The sequence below is a fragment of the Asanoa iriomotensis genome (assembly GCF_016862515.1).
Lineage (GTDB): Bacteria > Actinomycetota > Actinomycetes > Mycobacteriales > Micromonosporaceae > Asanoa > Asanoa iriomotensis.
Map to the genome: position 1 here is coordinate 36,461 of NZ_BONC01000055.1, position 17,224 is coordinate 53,684.

The 17,224-nt window shown below is 71.9% G+C and carries 14 protein-coding genes; 9 read left to right on the forward strand and 5 right to left on the reverse strand.

Annotation, left to right across the window (positions count from 1 at the left end; genetic code table 11):
- The first annotated feature begins 16 nt into the window (after positions 1 to 16).
- The gene (locus tag Air01nite_RS29940; protein WP_203706694.1) at positions 17 to 1,045 is read left to right on the forward strand and encodes a LacI family DNA-binding transcriptional regulator; all 1,029 of its coding nucleotides are present in this window, start codon (positions 17 to 19) and stop codon (positions 1,043 to 1,045) included.
- Positions 1,046 to 1,067: 22 nt separating this feature from the next.
- Here the strand turns inward: Air01nite_RS29940 and Air01nite_RS29945 are convergent, their stop codons facing one another.
- The 3 genes from Air01nite_RS29945 to Air01nite_RS29955 form a co-directional block, all read right to left on the reverse strand.
- Complete coding sequence (locus tag Air01nite_RS29945) at positions 1,068 to 1,535, reverse strand: RICIN domain-containing protein (RefSeq protein ID WP_203706695.1); 468 nt, start codon at positions 1,533 to 1,535, stop codon at positions 1,068 to 1,070.
- 115 nt (positions 1,536 to 1,650) lie between these two features.
- Positions 1,651 to 3,474, reverse strand: a complete 1,824-nt coding sequence (htpG, locus tag Air01nite_RS29950) for a molecular chaperone HtpG (RefSeq protein ID WP_203706696.1) — start codon at positions 3,472 to 3,474, stop codon at positions 1,651 to 1,653.
- 57 nt (positions 3,475 to 3,531) lie between these two features.
- Positions 3,532 to 3,891, reverse strand: a complete 360-nt coding sequence (locus Air01nite_RS29955; protein WP_203706697.1) for a VOC family protein — start codon at positions 3,889 to 3,891, stop codon at positions 3,532 to 3,534.
- 92 nt (positions 3,892 to 3,983) lie between these two features.
- On the opposite strand from Air01nite_RS29955, the gene Air01nite_RS29960 reads away from it, so the two are divergent.
- The 6 genes from Air01nite_RS29960 to Air01nite_RS29985 all read left to right on the forward strand — a co-directional run bounded on the left by Air01nite_RS29960 (position 3,984) and on the right by Air01nite_RS29985 (position 11,750).
- Positions 3,984 to 4,478, forward strand: coding sequence for a hypothetical protein (locus Air01nite_RS29960; protein ID WP_203706698.1), 495 nt, complete (start codon positions 3,984 to 3,986; stop codon positions 4,476 to 4,478).
- Complete coding sequence (locus Air01nite_RS29965) at positions 4,475 to 5,068, forward strand: class I SAM-dependent methyltransferase (protein WP_203706699.1); 594 nt, start codon at positions 4,475 to 4,477, stop codon at positions 5,066 to 5,068. The genes Air01nite_RS29960 and Air01nite_RS29965 overlap by 4 nt, the downstream gene beginning before the upstream one ends.
- 104 nt (positions 5,069 to 5,172) lie before the next feature.
- Entirely contained in the window at positions 5,173 to 6,141 is a 969-nt protein-coding gene (locus Air01nite_RS29970) for a polysaccharide deacetylase family protein (protein WP_203706700.1), read from the forward strand.
- Between the two features lie 150 nt (positions 6,142 to 6,291).
- Positions 6,292 to 7,062, forward strand: a complete 771-nt coding sequence (locus tag Air01nite_RS29975; protein WP_203706701.1) for a class I SAM-dependent methyltransferase — start codon at positions 6,292 to 6,294, stop codon at positions 7,060 to 7,062.
- Positions 7,062 to 10,061 carry an ATP-binding protein gene (locus Air01nite_RS29980; RefSeq protein ID WP_203706702.1) on the forward strand — a complete coding sequence of 1,000 codons (3,000 nt, stop codon included), beginning with the start codon at positions 7,062 to 7,064 and terminating at the stop codon, positions 10,059 to 10,061. Before Air01nite_RS29975 ends, Air01nite_RS29980 begins: the two co-directional genes overlap by 1 nt.
- Positions 10,062 to 10,211: 150 nt before the next feature.
- Positions 10,212 to 11,750: a bifunctional 3-(3-hydroxy-phenyl)propionate/3-hydroxycinnamic acid hydroxylase gene (locus Air01nite_RS29985; RefSeq protein ID WP_239091059.1), complete on the forward strand. Its 1,539-nt coding sequence runs from the start codon at positions 10,212 to 10,214 to the stop codon at positions 11,748 to 11,750.
- Here the strand turns inward: Air01nite_RS29985 and Air01nite_RS29990 are convergent.
- Complete coding sequence (locus Air01nite_RS29990; protein WP_239091060.1) at positions 11,732 to 12,535, reverse strand: carbon-nitrogen hydrolase family protein; 804 nt, start codon at positions 12,533 to 12,535, stop codon at positions 11,732 to 11,734. The genes Air01nite_RS29985 and Air01nite_RS29990 overlap by 19 nt on opposite strands.
- A 115-nt stretch (positions 12,536 to 12,650) precedes the next feature.
- Between Air01nite_RS29990 and Air01nite_RS29995 the strand changes: the two genes are divergently transcribed.
- A complete protein-coding gene (locus Air01nite_RS29995; protein WP_203706703.1) occupies positions 12,651 to 14,588 on the forward strand; it encodes an N-acetylmuramoyl-L-alanine amidase in 1,938 nt (645 codons plus the stop codon).
- 65 nt (positions 14,589 to 14,653) lie between these two features.
- Here the strand turns inward: Air01nite_RS29995 and Air01nite_RS30000 are convergent, their stop codons facing one another.
- Positions 14,654 to 15,571 (reverse strand): phosphotransferase, encoded by a 918-nt coding sequence (locus tag Air01nite_RS30000; RefSeq protein ID WP_203706704.1) that lies wholly within the window; start codon positions 15,569 to 15,571, stop codon positions 14,654 to 14,656.
- 78 nt (positions 15,572 to 15,649) lie between these two features.
- Here Air01nite_RS30000 and Air01nite_RS30005 point away from each other — a divergent pair.
- Positions 15,650 to 17,224: APC family permease (locus Air01nite_RS30005; protein WP_203706705.1), on the forward strand; the 1,575-nt coding region annotated here is incomplete at its 3' end.

Below are 17,224 nucleotides of genomic sequence, written 5' to 3' on the forward strand. Positions count from 1 at the left end.
TCGAGGGAGTGCGTACGTGGGCGTGAGCCTCAAGGACATCGCGGCGCGGGCCGGCGTCTCGCTGTCGACGGTGTCCAATGTGGTCAACGGCTACCGGCCGGTGGGCGAGGAGACCCGGCAGCGGGTGCAGTCGGCGATCGACGAGCTGGGCTACGCGCCCAACCTGAGCGCCCGGCACCTGCGGCTCGGCCGCAGCGGCATCATCGCGCTGGCGATCCCTGAGTTCGACAACCCGTACTTCGCGGAGCTGGCCGGTGCGGCGATCCGCGAGGCCGCGGGGCTGGGCTACACGCTGGTGATGGAGGACACCGCCGGCGCGTACGAGCGCGAGGTCCTCATGATCGACAACTCCCGCCGGCAGATCTTCGACGGCCTCATCTTCAGCCCGGTGGCGGTTTCCCGCGAGGAGGTGCTGGCGAGCCCGCCGACCACGCCGATGGTATTGATCGGTGAGGGCGTCTACGACGTGCCGCACGACCACATCGCCATCGACAACATCGCCGCGAGCCACGTCGCGGTGCAGCATCTGGTGTCGCTGGACCGCTACCGCATCGCGTTCATCGGCGCGCAGGCCGGCGACCACCGGCAGTCGGCCCACTTGCGGCTGCGTGGCTACCGGGAGGCGCTGGCGGGCGCGGGCCTGCCGTGGGACCCGGCACTGGCGGCACCGACCACCGCGTTCGGCCGTGCGGACGGCCTGCTGGCGATGCGGGACCTGCTGGCACGCACACAGCCACCGGACGCGGTGTTCGCCTACAACGACCTGGTCGCGATCGGCGCCATCCGCGCGGTGGTGGAGGCAGGGTTGCGGATCCCGGACGACGTGGCGGTGATCGGCATCGACGACATCGAGGACGGGCGCTTCAGCAATCCGACGCTGACCACCATCGCCCCGGACAAAGAACACATCGGACGGTTGGCTGTGCGGCGGCTCGTGGCCCGGATCGAAGGGACGCCGGTGGGGCCGCCGTACGACGTGCAGCCGCCGTTCCGGCTGGTCACCCGCGAAAGCACCCTCGGCGGCCGCCGCCCGATCAGGGCGTGATCGGGCGGCGCCTAGATGCGCACTATCGCCATAGCTGGGTGAGCACCGTGCGGTTGCAGGGAAGGACCTCCAGCCCGCCGGCGTAACTGTCAGCTATGCACCTCTCGGTGTGCGAGTTTCGGAACCTGTAGTAGCCGTCGTACGGGTCGGTTTCCTCATCCCACATCTGCGTGGGATCGGCGGGGAAGGCGTCACAGGCAACCGTCTTCAGGCCGTACTTGAAACTGTCCTCGATGCACCGCTTGGTGTGTGCGTTCTTCAGCTGGACGTAGCCCGCGACCGACCAGCCGAGCTCCCAGTTCTGCGTCGAGTCGGGGAACCTGCAAGGGAGCACCTGCAGGTTGTTCGTGAAGCTGTCGGCCAGGCAACGATGCGTGTGCTGGTTGACCAGACTGATGGGGGCCGCGTGGGCCGGTGTTGCGCCGACCGCAAGCACCACAGCGATCGTCGCTGTCAGTGTCACCAGGGCGCGGGTCCAGCTTCGTTTCATCTCCACCACCTCATTCGGGTGCTACCGGGCTCGTGACAACAACAGACGAGCCGGCAACACCTCCCATGAGCGGGTGTAACCCAGGTCACAACCCCCGTCCGGTGCGGACCTGCGGCTAGATCGTGCGGGCGAGGCGGTCCGCGAGGAGCTTGGCGAAGCGGGCCGGGTCGTCCAGGTCGCCGCCCTCGGCGAGCAGGGCCGTTCCGTGCAGCAGTTCTGCCGTGTCCGGGAGGGTCGGGTCGTCCGGCTGCCGCTCGTGCGCCGCGCGCAACCCCTCGACCAGCGGGTGGCTCGGGTTGAGCTCCAGGATGCGCTTCACCCGCGGCGGTTCCTGGCCCATCGCCCGGTACATCTTCTCCAGCGCCGGCGCCATGTCGTCGGTGTCGCTGACCAGGCAGGCCGCCGACGTGGTCAGGCGGTGCGACAGGCGGACGTCCTTGACCTGCGCCGCCAGCGTCTCCTTGAGGTAGTCGACCAGCGGCGCGAAGTCGCCCGGGGTTTCCGTCTCGGGATTGGGCAGGTCGACGTCGCCGCGGGCGATCGACTGCAGCTTGTGGCCCTCGTAGTCCGGGACCGCCTCCACCCAGATCTCGTCCACCGGGTCGGTCAGGATCAGGACCTCGCGACCCTGGGCCTGGAACGCCTCCATGTGCGGTGAGTTCTCGACCTGCGTACGCGAGTCGCCGGTCAGGTAGTAGATCGCGTCCTGACCCTCTTTCATCCGTGCGATGTAGTCCGACAGCGTCGTCGGGTCAGCGCCGGCCGTGGAGGCGAAGGTGGCGACGTCGAGGATCGCCTTCTGGTTGTCCGGGTCGTTGAGCAGGCCCTCCTTGAGCGCCCGGCCGAACTCGCGCCAGAACGTCGCGTACTTCTCCGGCTCGTTGGCCCGCAGGTCCTTGATCGTCGAGAGGACCTTCTTGACCAGGCGGCGCCGGATCAGCTGGATCTGGCGGTCCTGCTGCAGGATCTCGCGCGAGACGTTGAGCGACAGGTCGGCCGCGTCCACGACGCCCTTGACGAAGCGCAGGTAGTCCGGGATCAGCTCCTTGCTGTCGTCCATGATGAACACGCGCTTGACGTAGAGCTGCAGGCCGCGGCGGGCGTCGCGCTGGAAGAGGTCGTACGGCGCCTGCGACGGGATGAACAGCAGGGCCTCGTACTCGAAGGTGCCTTCGGCTTTGAGGTTGATGGTCTCGAGCGGGTCCACCCAGTCGTGGCTGATGTGCTTGTAGAACTGGTGGTACTCGTCGTCGGAGACCTCGCTGCGGGGCCGGGCCCACAGTGCCTTCATCGAGTTGAGCGTCTCGTCGCCCATCCTGATCGGGAACGCGATGAAGTCGGAGTAGCGCTTGACGATCTCGCGGATCTTCCGGTCCGCGGTGTAGTCGAAGAGCGCGTCCTCCTCGTCCGCGGGCCGCAGGTGCACGGTGACCGCGGTGCCGACGGGCGCGTCCGGCGCGTCGTCGATCGTGAAGGTGCCCTCCCCCGCCGACTCCCAGCGGGTGCCGTGGCCCTCGGTGCCGGCCTTGCGGGTGACCAGGGTGACCTTGTCGGCGACCATGAAGGTCGAGTAGAAGCCGACCCCGAACTGGCCGATCAGGTCCGTGTCGCCCTTGGCGTCCTTGAGCCGCCGCAGCAGCTCGGCGGTGCCGGAGCGGGCGATCGTGCCGATCAGCTCGACGACCTCGTCGCGGGTCATGCCGATGCCGTTGTCCCGCACGGTCAGCGTCCGCGCCTCGGCGTCGGCTTCGAGCTCGATCCGCAGGTCGCCGGTGTCACCCTCGACGCCGTCCTGGAGCACCGCGAGCCGCAGCTTGTCCAACGCGTCGGAGGCGTTCGAGATCAGCTCACGCAGGAAGATGTCCTTGTTCGAATAGATCGAATGGATCATCAACTGCAGAAGCTGGCGCGCCTCGGCCTGGAACTCCAGGGTCTCCATCGTTTCGCACTCCCACGGTTCACCGACGGTCGGGTCCGGGGACGATGGTAGGCGGCCTCAGGCGGCGGGGTCGCCCTGGCCCGGGATGCCACCGAAGCCGACCTCGTTGCCTTCCGGGTCGCGATAGGTCACCTTGCGCACGCCGTTCTCGTAGGTCTCGTCGAGGGCTGGGCGCAGCCCACGCGCGGCGATGCCCGCGACGCGCCCCTCGATGTCGTCGACGAACACCGTGCTGAGCCCGTGCCCAGCGTGCTCGGGCCGGCGTTCGATGTAGAGGAACCGGTGCTCGGCCAGCTCCCAGACGGCCTCGACGTCGTTCGGGAGGAAGGACGGCGGTGCACCGAGCAACCGCTCGTACCACTCCAGCGCCGCCCCGAAGTCCCGGACCGAAATCCCGGCGAAAAGGTCAACTGTCATTCGGGTCATGTTAGGCGTGGCAAAACATGCGATCCTCAGCCATCGGAAACGCACGAGCTGCCACGCGGACCGCCTTGGTCGCCGTGTGCCTGGTGGCGGTCGCCGCCGTGGTCTCGAGCGACGGCGTGTGGGCCGGCCACCTCATCACCAACCCAGACCACTCCGCCGGGCAGATCCGGGCCATGGACATCCACGTCGGGGACACGGTGATGTTCGGGACCGAACTGCCGAGCGTCGGAGACGGGCAGACGATCACGATCACCGGTGTACGCGTGACGCGTGGCGCGCCCGGCCTCACCCTGCGCGGGGCGCGGATCTACGCCCGGCGCGATTTCGGCGGCGGCGCACTGCTCGGTTGGGATGGCGACGGGGAGCTGGATCCGCATACCCGCCCGTCGCAGGACCTGGTCGGTGCGACGCTGACGGGCCCCACCGATTACCGACGTTTCATCATGTTCGAGTTCGCGGTCAAGGCGCCGGGCAGCCAGTCGATCGCCATGATCGACCTCCGTTACCGGACCGAGGAAGGAGAGCGGCAACAACCACTGATGGTGGCTTTCGAGGTGCGGGAAGGGCGCGGAACGTGAACGAGACGCGGCAGACGTACGACCTGATATCGACGGAGTACGCGCGGCGCGCCACGGCGGTGGACGCGAGGCTTCTGCGCGAGCTCGACACGCTCGGCGGCGCTCTGGCGGCCGGTAGCCGGGTCGTCGACATCGGGTGCGGACCCGGCAGGGAGGTCGCCCTCCTGCGCGAGCGTGGCTTCCGGGTGGTCGGGTTCGATCTGTCGCTCGGCCAGTTGCGCGCCGGTGGGCTGCCGGGTCGGGCGCAGGCCGACATGCGCCACCTCCCGCTGCGCACCGGGTCGGTCGACGCCGTCTGGTGTCAGGCCGCGCTGCTGCATCTGCCTCGGCCCGACGTGCCCGCGGTGCTGGCCGAGTTCGCCCGTGTCGTGCGACCCGGCGGGGCGCTCTACCTGAGTGTTGCGGAGGGTGACGGCGCCGGCTGGGAGGTCGCCGGGAACTACGGCTCTGAGCTGCGCCGCTGGTTCACCTACCACCGGGAGCCCGCGCTCACCACGCTGCTGGCGGCCGCCGGGTTCGCGGTGCGTGAGGTCAGCCGCACCTCGTCGCACCGGGAATGGCTCTCCCTGCACGCCCGGCGGGACGGCTGACCGGAAGTTTCCGGAAGTTGTTGACGGCGTGGCGGTCGATCCATTCAAATCGATGAAACGTCACACCGCGGGCCGAGCGGCAGACACCGAAGGAGGACCTCGGTATGTCCCTTGCCCGCGCAACAGTCCGGCTCGCCGTCGTCGTGGCCGCGATCGCCCTCGGTGGCGTCGCTGCCACGCCGGCCAGCGCCGCCACCTGTAACGGCTACGTCGGACTGACCTTCGACGACGGTCCGACCGGCAGCACCGGATCGTTGCTCTCCGTGCTCCAGAGCAACGGCGTGCGCGCCACCATGTTCAACACCGGTCAGAACGCGCAGAACAACCGGTCCGCCGCGCAGCAGCAGGTGGCGGCCGGCATGTGGGTGGGCAACCACAGCTGGAACCACGCGCACATGACCACGATGACGCAGGCGCAGATGCAGTCCGACCTGTCGCAGACCAACTCCGCGATCCAGTCCGCGACGGGTGTACGGCCGCAACTGTTCCGGCCGCCGTACGGCGAGACCAACGGCACCCTCCAGTCCGTGGCCTCGTCGCTCGGGCTGCGGCAGATCATCTGGGACGTGGACTCCCAGGACTGGAACGGCGCCAGCGTCAGCCAGATCGTGTCGAACGCCAGCCGTCTCCAGGCGGGTCAGATCATCCTCATGCACGACGGCATCGCCAACACCCGCAGCGCGATCCCCCAGATCATGGCCAACCTGACCAGCCGCAACCTCTGCCCCGGGATGATCTCCCCGTCGACCGGCGGCGCGGTCGCACCCGACGGCGGCGGCAACCCGCCGCCCGGCGGCGGCACCTGCACGGCGTCGGCGTCCTACCCGAACGTCTGGGGCGACCGCTACAACACCAGCGTCACGGTCAGCGGCGCCACCTCCTGGACCGTCGTCGTCGCCGTCACCCAGCCCCAGCGCATCGTCACCACCTGGAACGGCACCGCGAGCCTCGACAGCACCGCCAGCGTCCTGACCATGCGATCGAACGGCAGCGGCAACACGTTCGGCTTCACCACGATGTTCAACGGCAACAGCGGCGGCCGAGCCCAGATCCGCTCCTGCACCGCCGGCTGAACCCGGGTCACGGCCGGTCCCGGTCCGGGACCGGCCGTCAGCCGCCCATCAGTGGGTACGCGCATTTCCCAGTCGGCGTGGGCCGATCGCAGCGGCGTCCCGGCGGGCAGGACGATGCCGGTCGAGACCGCTGTTTCGTAAGCTGCCTGGGTGGAGCAGCGCAACGCCGGTCGGGTCTTCGGGGAGGTTGTCGACCTTTATGACCGCGTTCGCCAGCCCTATCCCGCCGCCTTGATCGACGACGTCCTGGCCTACAGCCGGCTCGACGGCAGGCGGGCGTTGGAGGTCGGTGCGGGCACCGGGCGCGCCACCATCCCGTTCGCCACACGGGGCGTGCCCGTCGTCGCCGTCGAGCCGGACGACGCGATGGCCGACGCGCTCAGCCGTCGCGCCGGCGCCGGCGTCGAGGTCGTGCGCGGCGCCTTCGAGGAGTTCCGCCCAGCCGAGCGGTTCGGGCTGCTGTTCAGCGCCGAGGCGTGGCACTGGACCGTGCCGCAGACGCGGTGGTCGCTGGCCGCCGACGCGCTCGCACCTGGCGCCGCCATCGCGCTGTTCTGGCACAGCGAACGCGTCGACGAGCCCACCCTCCGCGACAACATGCTGCGCGTGATCGCGGAGCACGCGCCGACCGTGGTCGTGCACGACGAGCCCGTGGGACAGGACCAGGCGTGGCAGCGCTGGCCCGGCAGCGAACTGTCCGTCCAACCGGCGTTCGCGCACTTCACGAGCCGGCATTACCGCACGCGACGGACCGTGCCGGCAGCCGACTACCTGGGCCTGACGCAGACCCGGTCACAGTTCCGCACGCTGCCGCCGCCGGACCAGCAGGCGTTGGTTGCGGCATTGACAGATGTCTTCGACGACGAGGTGCCGTTGGCCATCGAGACCACGCTCCTGCTCGCCCGCCGTACCCACGACTGATGCGGTTCGGTGTCCTGGGGCCGTTGCAGGTGCTGCGCGACGGATCGCCCGTCGCGGTCGGCGGTCCCCGACAGCGCGACCTGCTGACGATCCTGCTGTTCCGCGCCAACGTCCTGCTCAGCTCCGACTGGTTGGCCGACGCGCTCTGGGACGGCGCGCCGCCGGCCAGCGCACAGGTCACGCTTCGCACCTACGTCGCGGGGCTGCGCCGGGCCCTCGAACCGGAGCGCGCCGGCGGAGAGTGGCGGCTGCTGCGCGCGCGGTCCGGCGGCTACGAGCTGTGCGTGCCCGCCGATGCCGTCGACCTGGCCCGGTTCGAGGCGCTGGCCGACGCCGGGAGCCGTGCCCTGGCCGACGGTGCGGCGCAGACCGCGGAGCGGGCGTTCCTGGACGCGCTGAGCCTGTGGCGGGGCGACCAGGTCGCGGCCGGCGACCTCGCGGCGCTGCGGGCCGAGACCGCCCGCCTGGTCGAGGGCCGCCACACGGTCGAGGAGGGCTGGCACGCCGCGGCGATCGCGGCCGGCCGGCACGCCGCCGTGCTGCCGGCGTTGCGCCGGTTCGTCACCGAGCATCCGGAGCGGGAGGCGGCCCGTGGCCGGCTCATGCTGGCGCTCTACCGGTCGGGGCAGCAGACCGCCGCCCTGGCCGCCTTCGACGAAGGCCGCCGCCACCTCGCGGAGCACTACGGCGTCGAGCCTTCCCAAGAGCTGCGCGACCTGCACCGGCAGATCCTCGAGCAGGCCGTGCCCGGGCCCCCGGTGGTCGTGGCTGCGGCGCCGATCAGTCAAGCGAAGTTGGTAGGGCGGGCCGCCGAGCTGGCCGCACTCGCCGACCTGCTCTCCACAGCCCTTGACGGCGCCGGCCGGATCGCCGCGATCGTCGGTGAACCGGGCATCGGCAAGACGAGCCTCGCGTCCGCCGTCGCCGACCGCGCCGCGGCGTCCGGCGTACCCGTCGTCTGGGGTCGTTGTCCCGACCTCGGCCAGGCACCGCCGTTCTGGCTCTGGTCGCAGGTCGTCCGCGCGCTCGCCGCCCTGCCGCAGGCCGGCGAGTCCGGTGCCGCCGCGGCGCTGGTCGGGTTCGCCGCCGGGCCGGCCGCGGCCGGCGACCACGATCCCGCCGCCCGGTTCCACACCTACGAGGCCGTCTCGTCGCTGGTCCGCGCGGTCGCCCGCCCGGCCGGACTGGTCATCGTGCTCGACGACCTGCACGCGGCCGACCTCGACTCGCTCCTGCTGCTGCGGTTCCTGGCGGCCAACCTCGCCGACTCGCGCATCCTCGTGGTGGCGACCCTGCGACCCTACGGCCACCTGCCCGACGTCGTCACGGCCCTCACCGACCTGGCCCGCCTCGCCGGAGCCCGCCAACTCGAACCGGCCGGCCTCGACGCCGACGCGGTGGCCGATCTCATGCGGCGCACCGGTGTGGCGCCGGACGCCGGCGCCGTCGCCCGGCTGCGCGCCCGAACCGGCGGCAACCCGTTCTTCCTCACGGAGCTGCTCGCCGCACCCGACGACGCCGCACCGCCCAGCGTCCGGGACATGGCCCGGACCCGGCTCGACGCGCTCGAGCCCAACGAACGCGAGTGCCTCGACCTGCTCTGCGTCGCCGGCCGGGAGCTCGACCTGGAGCTGCTCGCGGCCGCCGCCGACAAGAACGTGACCGAGGTAGCGGGCCTCCTTGCCGAGCCGGCGACTGCCCACCTGGTCGCCGACGCCGGCCCGGGCGTGGTCCGGATGCGGCATCCGCTGTTCGCCGAGGTCGGCTACGCCGAGCTGGCACCGTCGCGCCGGGCCCTGCTGCACGCCCGGCTCGCCGACGCGGCCGAGGGCGGCGCCGCGCTCGCGCCGGCCGAGCTGGCACACCATTACGGGCAGGCGCGCGGCCTGGGTCGCGGCGACGACCACCTGCGCTGGACGCTGACCGCGGCCCAAGACGCCACCCGGCGGCTCGCGTACGAGGACGCCCTGGCCCACCTCGGCCGGGCCGCCGACCTGTTGGCGCGGGACGGTTCGGCGGAGGCCGAGCTGGGCGTGCAGCTCCACCGGACCGCCCTGCTGCAGATCACCGTCGGCGTCGGCAGCGACGCGGTCGACCGGGCCTGCGTGCGCGCCCGGGAGCTGCTCACCCTGGTGGGCCCGGACGCCGACGTCCGGGCAGCACTGTGGACGCTCGGCGAGCTCGCCGCCAACCGGGCCGAGTTCGGCATCGCCGACGACCTCGCCACCCGACTGTCCCGAGCGGACGGTGACCCCCTCCTGGACGCCGCCGGCCACTACCTGCTCGGGGCGGTCCGCTACTTCACCGGCCGGCTCGAAGCGGCCGAGGCGGCGCTCAGCCGGTCGATCGCGCGCCTGCGCCTGGTTCCGGAGAGGACGCTGGCCGCGCAGGTCGGGCGTACACCACCGTTGTCGCCGTTGAACTTCCGCGCGCTGGTGCGTTCCTTGCGGGGCGACGCGGCGGGCGCCCGCGCGGACCTCGCCGCCGCGTGGGACCTGGCCGAGCGCACCGACGATCCGTACGCCCGGGGAAATGTCGCCTTGTTCACCGGTTGGCGGGCCATGCAGGAACGCGACGCGGTCGCCGGCAAGGCCGCCGCCGACTGGTGTCGCGAGATCGGCGACCGGCAGGACATCGCGCACTTCACCACGACCGGCCAGTTCCTCGCGGAATGGGTCGCGGTCGCCGCCGGCGACCTCGACCGGCGCGATGCGATGAGCGCCGCCGCGGACGCCATCTACGCGCACGGGCTGCGCTCCACCCGGACGGTCACGACGGCGGCGATGGCCGACGCGTGCCTGACCGCCGGCGACCGGGCGACAGCGGCCGTGCTGGCCGACACCGCGCTCGCAGCGGCCGACGTGGTCGGGGAACAGGTCATGAGGGCAGAACTCCTGCGCATCCGCGGCCTGGCCCGCGACGACGCGACCGACCTGGACGCCGGCGCCGCCCTCGCCGAGGCACAGGATGCGAACCTGCTGGTGGGGCGGTTCACATAGCGAGCGTGGCGGCGGGCGCGGCCAAGCCCCCCAGCTTTCTCCGGACACGCCCACCGCCTCGACGCCATCAAGCACACCGGACGGCCGTGGAGATCCCGTGGAGGCCGACCTCCACGCGACCTCCACGCGCCCCTGGTTCCGTCGACAACCATGTCTTCACCCTTCGATGTGGATGTCGTCGTGATCGGCTGCGGCCCCGTCGGCGCGCTGACCGCCAACCTGCTCGGCCGCCACGGCGTGCGCACGCTCGTCGTCGAGCGCGGTACCGCGCCGCACCGCCAGCCGCGCGCGTTCTCCTGCGACGACGAGGCGCTGCGGATCTACCAGCTCGCGGGCCTGCGGGACGAGGTCGCGGCCGACATGTACGCGCCGACCATCGTGGAGTACGTCGGCGCCTCCGCCCGCCCGTTCGCCACCATCGCCCTCGACGAGATCGACTTCGGGCTCGGCGCCGAACCGCTGCACTTCTTCGACCAGCCGATCCTGGAGGAGGCGCTGCGCAAGGGGTTCGACCGCTTCTCGCACGTCGAGCTGCGCACCGCGACGGAGCTGGTCGAGCTCACCCAGGACGCGGACGGCGTCACCGTCGTGCTGCGGGACGTCGACTCCGGGCGGCACACCACGGTGCGAGCGGGCTACGCGCTCGGCTGCGACGGCGCCCGCAGCGCCATCCGGGTCGAGGCGGGCATCAAGCTGGTCGGCACCTCGTACGCCGAGCCCTGGCTGGCCGTCACCGCCGACGTCCCGCCGGAGGCCGTGCGGGTGCCGGAGACCCAGTTCGTCTGCGACTGGCGCCGACCCGGGTTCGTCTCCCCCGGCGCGATCGGCACGCACCGCTTCGAGTTCATGCTCCAGGACGGCGAGTCGGTCGACGAGATGACCAGTCCGGAGACGATCGACCGGCTCGCGGCCCGCTTCGTCGACCCGGCGCGGATGCGGGTCACCCGGGCGGTCGTCTACACGTTCCACCATGTCGTCGCCGAGCGCTGGCGCGACGGGCGGGTGTTCCTCCTCGGCGACGCCGCGCACCAGATGCCGCCGTTCCTCGGGCAGGGCCTGTGCAGCGGCCTGCGCGACGCCGCCAACCTGACCTGGAAGCTCGCGATGGTCATCCAGGGGCACGGCAGCGACGCGTTGCTGGACACCTACGAGACCGAGCGCCGCCCGCACACCGAGGAGATGGCGACCACGAGCGTCCGGCTCGGCCGGGTCTTCCTGGTCCGCAAGCGGTGGGCCGCGGCCCTGCGCGACGCCGCGCTGCGGACGATCCAGACCATTCCGCGGGTACGCCGCTTCGTGCGCCACTTCGAGTTCAAGCCGCTGCCGACCTTGCGCGCGGGTTTCCTGGCGGGCGGGGTCCGCAAGGGACCGGTCGGCGTGATGTTCCCGCAGCCGTTCGTGACGGTGGACGGATCGCGGCGGCTCCTCGACGACGTGCTCGGCACCGGGTTCGCCCTGGTCGGGCCGGACGTCTCCGCGCAGACGGCGGCGACGTGGTCGGGACCGCCGGCGACGTTCGTCCGCGTCCTGAAGCCCGGTGCGTCGCCGGCTGGCGGTGAGGTGGTCGAGGTCGGTGACCCCGACGGCCTGCTCAAAGCCTGGTTCGACCGCAACCGGGTCGGGATGGTGGTGCTGCGCCCGGACCGGTTCGTCTACGGCACCGACCCGGGCTACACGGCGATCGAATAGCGTCCCGGCTCCGGCGCCGCGGTCGACTCCGCCAGCACCGGGTGGTCGGCGCGGGCCGCCGCGAGCACCTCGGGGTCGAGACGGCCGATCGCCACCCCGGGGTCGGCCGCGCCCGCGTCGATGAGCAGCGTGCCGTCCGGGTTCCAGATCGCGCTGCCGCCGCAGCCGACGAGCGATCCGGCGGCGCCCACGTGGTTTGCCAGCACCGTGTAGATCGTGTTGTCCAGGGCCCTGGCCGGCAGTTGGGTCGCCCGCCGCGTCGCGCTGGTGCCGGGGCTGAACAGGGCACCGACCACGTACGCGTGGCAGCCGTCGAGCGCCGCCGCGTGCGCGTGGCCCGGGAAGCCGGTGTCGGCGCAGATGCCCAGCCCCAGCCGCCAGCCGTCGACCTCGATCGTGCAGCCACGCGCCCCGGGCGCGACGCCGGCCGCCCGCTCGGTCGGTGTCGCGCACTGCTTGTCGTAGCGGCCGGCCAGCGCGCCGGACCGGTCGAACACCAGAGCGGAGATGTGCGCCCGCCCGTCGGCCACCACCGGTGCGCCGACCACGAGGGCGGTGCCGGTCTCCGCGCACGCCTTGGACAGCGGCTCCAGGCGCGGGTCGCCGGGTGACAGCGCGTGCGAGCGGACCGCGCCCAGGTCGTACCCCGTCAGGAAGAGCTCAGGCAGCACGAGCACGGCGGCGCCCTCGGCGCGCCGGACCAGGTCGGCGGCCGTGGCCGCGTTGGCCGCCACGTCGAGCGGAACGCAGGCGGCCTGGCCTGCGGCGATGGTCAGCGGATCCACCACCGCAGCCTAGCCGTGAAACTTACTTTCAGAATATGCGCACGGCGTGGCAGGTATTGACGCGCTCGACATCGATGGAGGATGGTGGCCCGAGGCAACCCCCGGGAGGCGCGACATGCGACGAACCCTCAGCTACCTCACCGCGGCCACCCTCACGCTCGCGGGACTCACGGCGACCTCGGCGCCGGCGAGCGCCGCGCCGGCGGATCGACAGCAGGCATACGCGGCCGCAGCGGACGAGTTCGGTGTGCCCGAGAGCGTCCTGCTCGGTGTGTCCTATCTGGAGTCACGCTGGGACGTCAACGCCGGCAGGCCGAGCACGAGCGGCGGCTTCGGCCCGATGCACCTGACCGACGCCGCGGGGCTCCGCACCTCCTCGCTCACCCACGACGGCGCCGCCGACGATCCGCGCGGTGACGAGAGCCGCCCGTTGCCGGCGCCGCCCGCCACCGCACCGGATCCCGCGCCGCCGGCCGCCGCGTTGCAGACCCTCGACGCCGCCGCCGACCTGACCGGTGCGGCGAAGGAGACGCTGCGCACCGACCCGACGACCAACATCCGCGGCGGTGCCGCGCTGCTCGCCGCGTACCAGCAGGCGCTCGGCGAGACCAGCGCCGACCCGGCGGCCTGGTACGGCGCCGTGGCGCGCTACTCCGGTGCCGACACCACCGAGGCGGCGACGGCGTTCGCCGACGAGGTCTACGCGACCATCCAGGACGGTGCCGCGCGCACCACCGACGACGGTCAGGCGGTCCGGCTCGAGGGGCGGTCGGTGGCGCCCCAGCGAGCCCAGGTCGACCGGCTCGGCCTGCGTAAGGCGGGCCGGCCGGACGGGCTGGAGTGCCCGGTGACGGTGGCCTGCGAGTGGATACCGGCGCCCTACGAGCAGTACGGCGCGACGCCCGGCGCCTACGGCAACCACGACCTGTCCGAGCGCCCGGAGCGGCAGAAGATCGAGTACATCGTCATCCACGACACCGAGGGCTCCTACGCCACGACGCTCAACCTCGTGCAGGACCCGACGTACGTGAGCTGGCACTACACCCTGCGCTCGGTCGACGGGCACATCGCACAGCACGTGAAGAGCAAGGACGTCGCCTGGCACGCCGGCAACTGGGACGTCAACGCCCGCTCGATCGGGCTGGAGCACGAGGGCTTCGCGGCCGACGGAAGCTGGTACACCGAGGCGATGTACCGCTCCTCGGCCAAGCTGGTCCGCTACCTGGCCAAGCGCTTCGACATCCCGCTCAACCGGCAGCACATCCTCGGCCACGACACGGTGCCCGGCACCACGGCGGCGACCGTCCGCGGCATGCACTGGGACCCGGGGCCTTACTGGGACTGGTCGCACTACTTCGACCTGTTGGGTGCGCCGCTCTGGTCCACCGGGACCGCGCTGACCGGGCTCGTGCAGATCGACCCCGACTATGCCACCAACCAGCCGGCGTTCACGGGCTGCGTCACCGCCGGAGTCTTGTGCACACCGCACGGGTCCTCGGCGCTGGTGCTGCGGACCGCGCCGTCGCCGGACGCGCCGTTGTTGACCGACCTCGGCCTGCACCCCGACGGGTCACCGTCCACGATGCACATCTCCGACCACGGTGCGCGGGCCTCGGCGGGGCAGACGTTCGCGCTCGCCGGCCGCGACGGTGACTGGACCGCGATCTGGTACCTCGGCCAGAAGGGCTGGTTCCACAACCCGCGGTCGGCACCCACCGCCAACTGGCAGCTCGGGCTCGTCGCCGTTCCCAAGCAGGGCAAGGAGACCATCCCGGTGTACGGGCGTGCGTATCCGGAAGCCGCGGCGTACCCGGCCGGCGTGCCGGTCCAGGCGATCTCGCCGTTGCAGTACACGCTCTCGGCCGGGCAGCGTTATGCGGTCGGTGCCGTGCTGCCGGGGCAGTACTACCGGGCCACCACGTTCGCCGGCACCTCGCCCGGTGACTGGACGGTGATCCAGGGTTCGAAGACCTATGTGGAAATCCAGTTCGGACAGCGGGTGGCGTTCGTCGACAAGGCGGACGTGGACCTGCGGCTGTCGATCGGCGGCTGAGCGGGGGGGGTTGGACCAGCGGCCGCTCGCGGGCATCGGGGCCTGCGGGCGGCCGCTTCTTCTGCTCAGCTGTCGCGCAGCTCGGCGATGGCTTTCTCGGTGAGGGGGCGCGCCAGCATCGCGTCGAGGCGGGCGGTGGCGCGGTCGCGGTCCTCCGCCGGGCTGGTCGGGTCGAGGGCCCGGGTGCCGTAGAACTCGAGCAGGTGGCCCTGCACGGCGATCGCCGTCGAGAAGTGCTCTCGTTCCGGGGGCGGCCCGCCGTAAGCGCGAGCCGCTGCGGGCGCGGCGTCGCCCACCTCCCAGAGGAGCGCGGCGAACTCGCGCTCGGGCTGGGCCGGGCCGCTGTTCTCCCAGTCCAGCACGACCAGGTGGCCGCCGGTGGCGCGCCGGACGTTGTCGGCGTTGAGGTCGCGGTGGCACGTGCGGACCTTGGCCGGGTCGGGCGGGCGGACGAGGGCGTCGAGGGCGATCAGCTCGGGGAGGTGCTCGTCGAGCGGGCCGGCCCACTCTGCGTTGGCCTTCGCGGCTTTTGCCGCGAGCGCGGTCCAGCGTGCCGGGCCCAGCGGGGCGGCGAACCACTCGCCGACCGGGCCGCGGGCGGGATGTCGCACCCGGTGCAGGCGGGCCAGCAGATCGCCCAGGTCGGCGGCGGACGGGTCGGGCGCGGCCGGGTCGAGGTCGACCCATTCGTACACCCGCAGCACCGCGTCAGGACCACGCACCGTGACCTGGCCGTCGGTCGTGCGCACCGGCGACGGCAGTGGGACGCCCGTTGCCGCAACCGCGAGCTGGAAGGCCACGTCCGCGGCGGCGTCCGCCTCGAGCACCGGGACCAGCGCTTCCTTGACCGCCCAGGTGCCGCCCTCGGTGTCGAGGCGCCAGATGCGGCCCAGCTCGCCGCGCGCCGCGTACACCGGCGGGTTGGTCGCACGCCCGAGCCCGTAACGCGCGGTCACCATGGCCGTGACCTCCGAGGACAGCATGCCGATCATTGTCCTTGACGCGACCGGAGAAGGAGATCAATATCCACTCGGTTGATGTCCACTCTGGAGGCGCATGCCATGTCCGCTCCCTCTCGCGCCGTCGGCGCCCAGCCCACCGGATCGCTGGCCGCCGGCCGGCTCGGCGTACCCGCGGTGCTCTTCTTCGTCATGTCGGCGGCAACACCGCTGACCGTGGTCGCCGGCGTGGTGACCACCGGCTTCGCGACCACCGGCCTGATCGGCATCCCGATCGCGTTCCTGGTCGTCGGCCTGCTGCTCGCGGTGTTCTCGGTCGGCTACGTCGCGATGGCCCGGCACATGGCCAACTCGGGCGCCTTCTACACGTTCGTCTCGCGCGGCGTGGGCCGCCCGGCGGGCGTGGGCGCGGCGTGGGTGGCCCTGGTCGCCTACAACGCCTTGCAGGTCGGCCTCTACGGCGCGATCGGCTCGGCGGCGGGTCCGCTGCTCGACGAGTGGTTCGGGATCAACCCGGACTGGTGGGTGGTCGCCCTGGTCTGCTGGGCGGTCGTCGCCGTGCTCGGCGTGCTGCGCATCGACGTCAACGGCACGGTTCTGGCCGTGCTGCTGTGCGCCGAGGTCCTGATCATCCTGATCTACTCGTTCGCGGACCTGGGCAACCCGGCCGCCGGCCTCTCCGGGGCGACGCTCGATCCCGGCAACCTGTTCGGCGACGGCGTCGGCGCGATCCTCGTGCTGGCGTTGCTGGGCTTCGTCGGCTTCGAGGCGTCGGTGGTCTTCTCGGAGGAGGCCAAGGACCCGAAGCGGACGGTACGCACGGCCACGTACATCGCCGTCGGTGCGACCGCGATCCTCTACACGTTCGCGTCGTGGGCGATGACGGTGGCGACGGGCCCGGACGCGATCGTCGAGCGTTCCCAGAACGAGAGCGTCGGCCTCATCTTCAGCCTGGCGGGCGCCAACCTCGGCGACGCGTGGGTGACGATCGGCGAGGTGCTGTTCTTCACCTCGATCACCGCGGCGATGATCTCGTTCCACAACACGATCGCGCGGTACATGTTCGCGCTGGGCCGGGAGCGGGTGCTGCCGGTCGCGCTGGGCCGCACGAGCGCGGCCACACAGGCGCCGCGCAACGCGTCGCTGGTGCAGTCGGTGATCGGCCTGGCGGTCATCGTGATCTACGCGATCGGCGGCTGGGAGCCGACGGTCCACCTGTTCTTCTGGGGAGGCACGTCAGGCGGCCTGGGTGTGCTGTTCCTGATCACCCTGACGGCGCTGGCGGTGCTGCTGTTCTTCCGCCGCTCGACCCACGGCGAGTCACTGTGGTCCCGGCTGGTGGCGCCGGCGGTCGCCTTGATCGCGCTTGCGGTCGTGGTGGTGCTGGCGGTCGTCAACTTCGACGCGCTGCTGGGCGTGGCGCCGGACAGCGCGCTGGCATGGGCGATCCCGGTGGCGTTCGTGGTGATCGGTCTGCTTGGGGCGGCCTACGGCTTGTGGCTACGGACCAACCAGCCCGAGGTGTACGCGGCCATCGGCTCCGGCGGCGCGGCCGCCAAGGTTTCGTCGGCCGCTGAGGTCTCGCCGGCCGCTGAGGCCGAGCCGGCCGCTGAGGCCGAGCCCGCCGCTGAGGCCGAGCCCGCCGCTGAGGCCGAGCCCGCTGCCGAGGCCGAGCCC

Excerpts from the sequence above, each read along its gene's own strand:
- Air01nite_RS29955 (WP_203706697.1), bottom strand. The coding sequence starts at position 3,891 with ATGACAGTTGACCTTTTCGCCGGGATTTCGGTCCGGGACTTCGGGGCG.
- Air01nite_RS30000 (WP_203706704.1), bottom strand. The coding sequence starts at position 15,571 with ATGCTGTCCTCGGAGGTCACGGCCATGGTGACCGCGCGTTACGGGCTC.
- Air01nite_RS29985 (WP_239091059.1), top strand. The coding sequence starts at position 10,212 with ATGTCTTCACCCTTCGATGTGGATGTCGTCGTGATCGGCTGCGGCCCC.
- Air01nite_RS29980 (WP_203706702.1), top strand. The coding sequence starts at position 7,062 with ATGCGGTTCGGTGTCCTGGGGCCGTTGCAGGTGCTGCGCGACGGATCG.
- Air01nite_RS29945 (WP_203706695.1), bottom strand. The coding sequence starts at position 1,535 with ATGAAACGAAGCTGGACCCGCGCCCTGGTGACACTGACAGCGACGATC.
- htpG (WP_203706696.1), bottom strand. The coding sequence starts at position 3,474 with ATGGAGACCCTGGAGTTCCAGGCCGAGGCGCGCCAGCTTCTGCAGTTG.
- Air01nite_RS29995 (WP_203706703.1), top strand. The coding sequence starts at position 12,651 with ATGCGACGAACCCTCAGCTACCTCACCGCGGCCACCCTCACGCTCGCG.
- Air01nite_RS29970 (WP_203706700.1), top strand. The coding sequence starts at position 5,173 with ATGTCCCTTGCCCGCGCAACAGTCCGGCTCGCCGTCGTCGTGGCCGCG.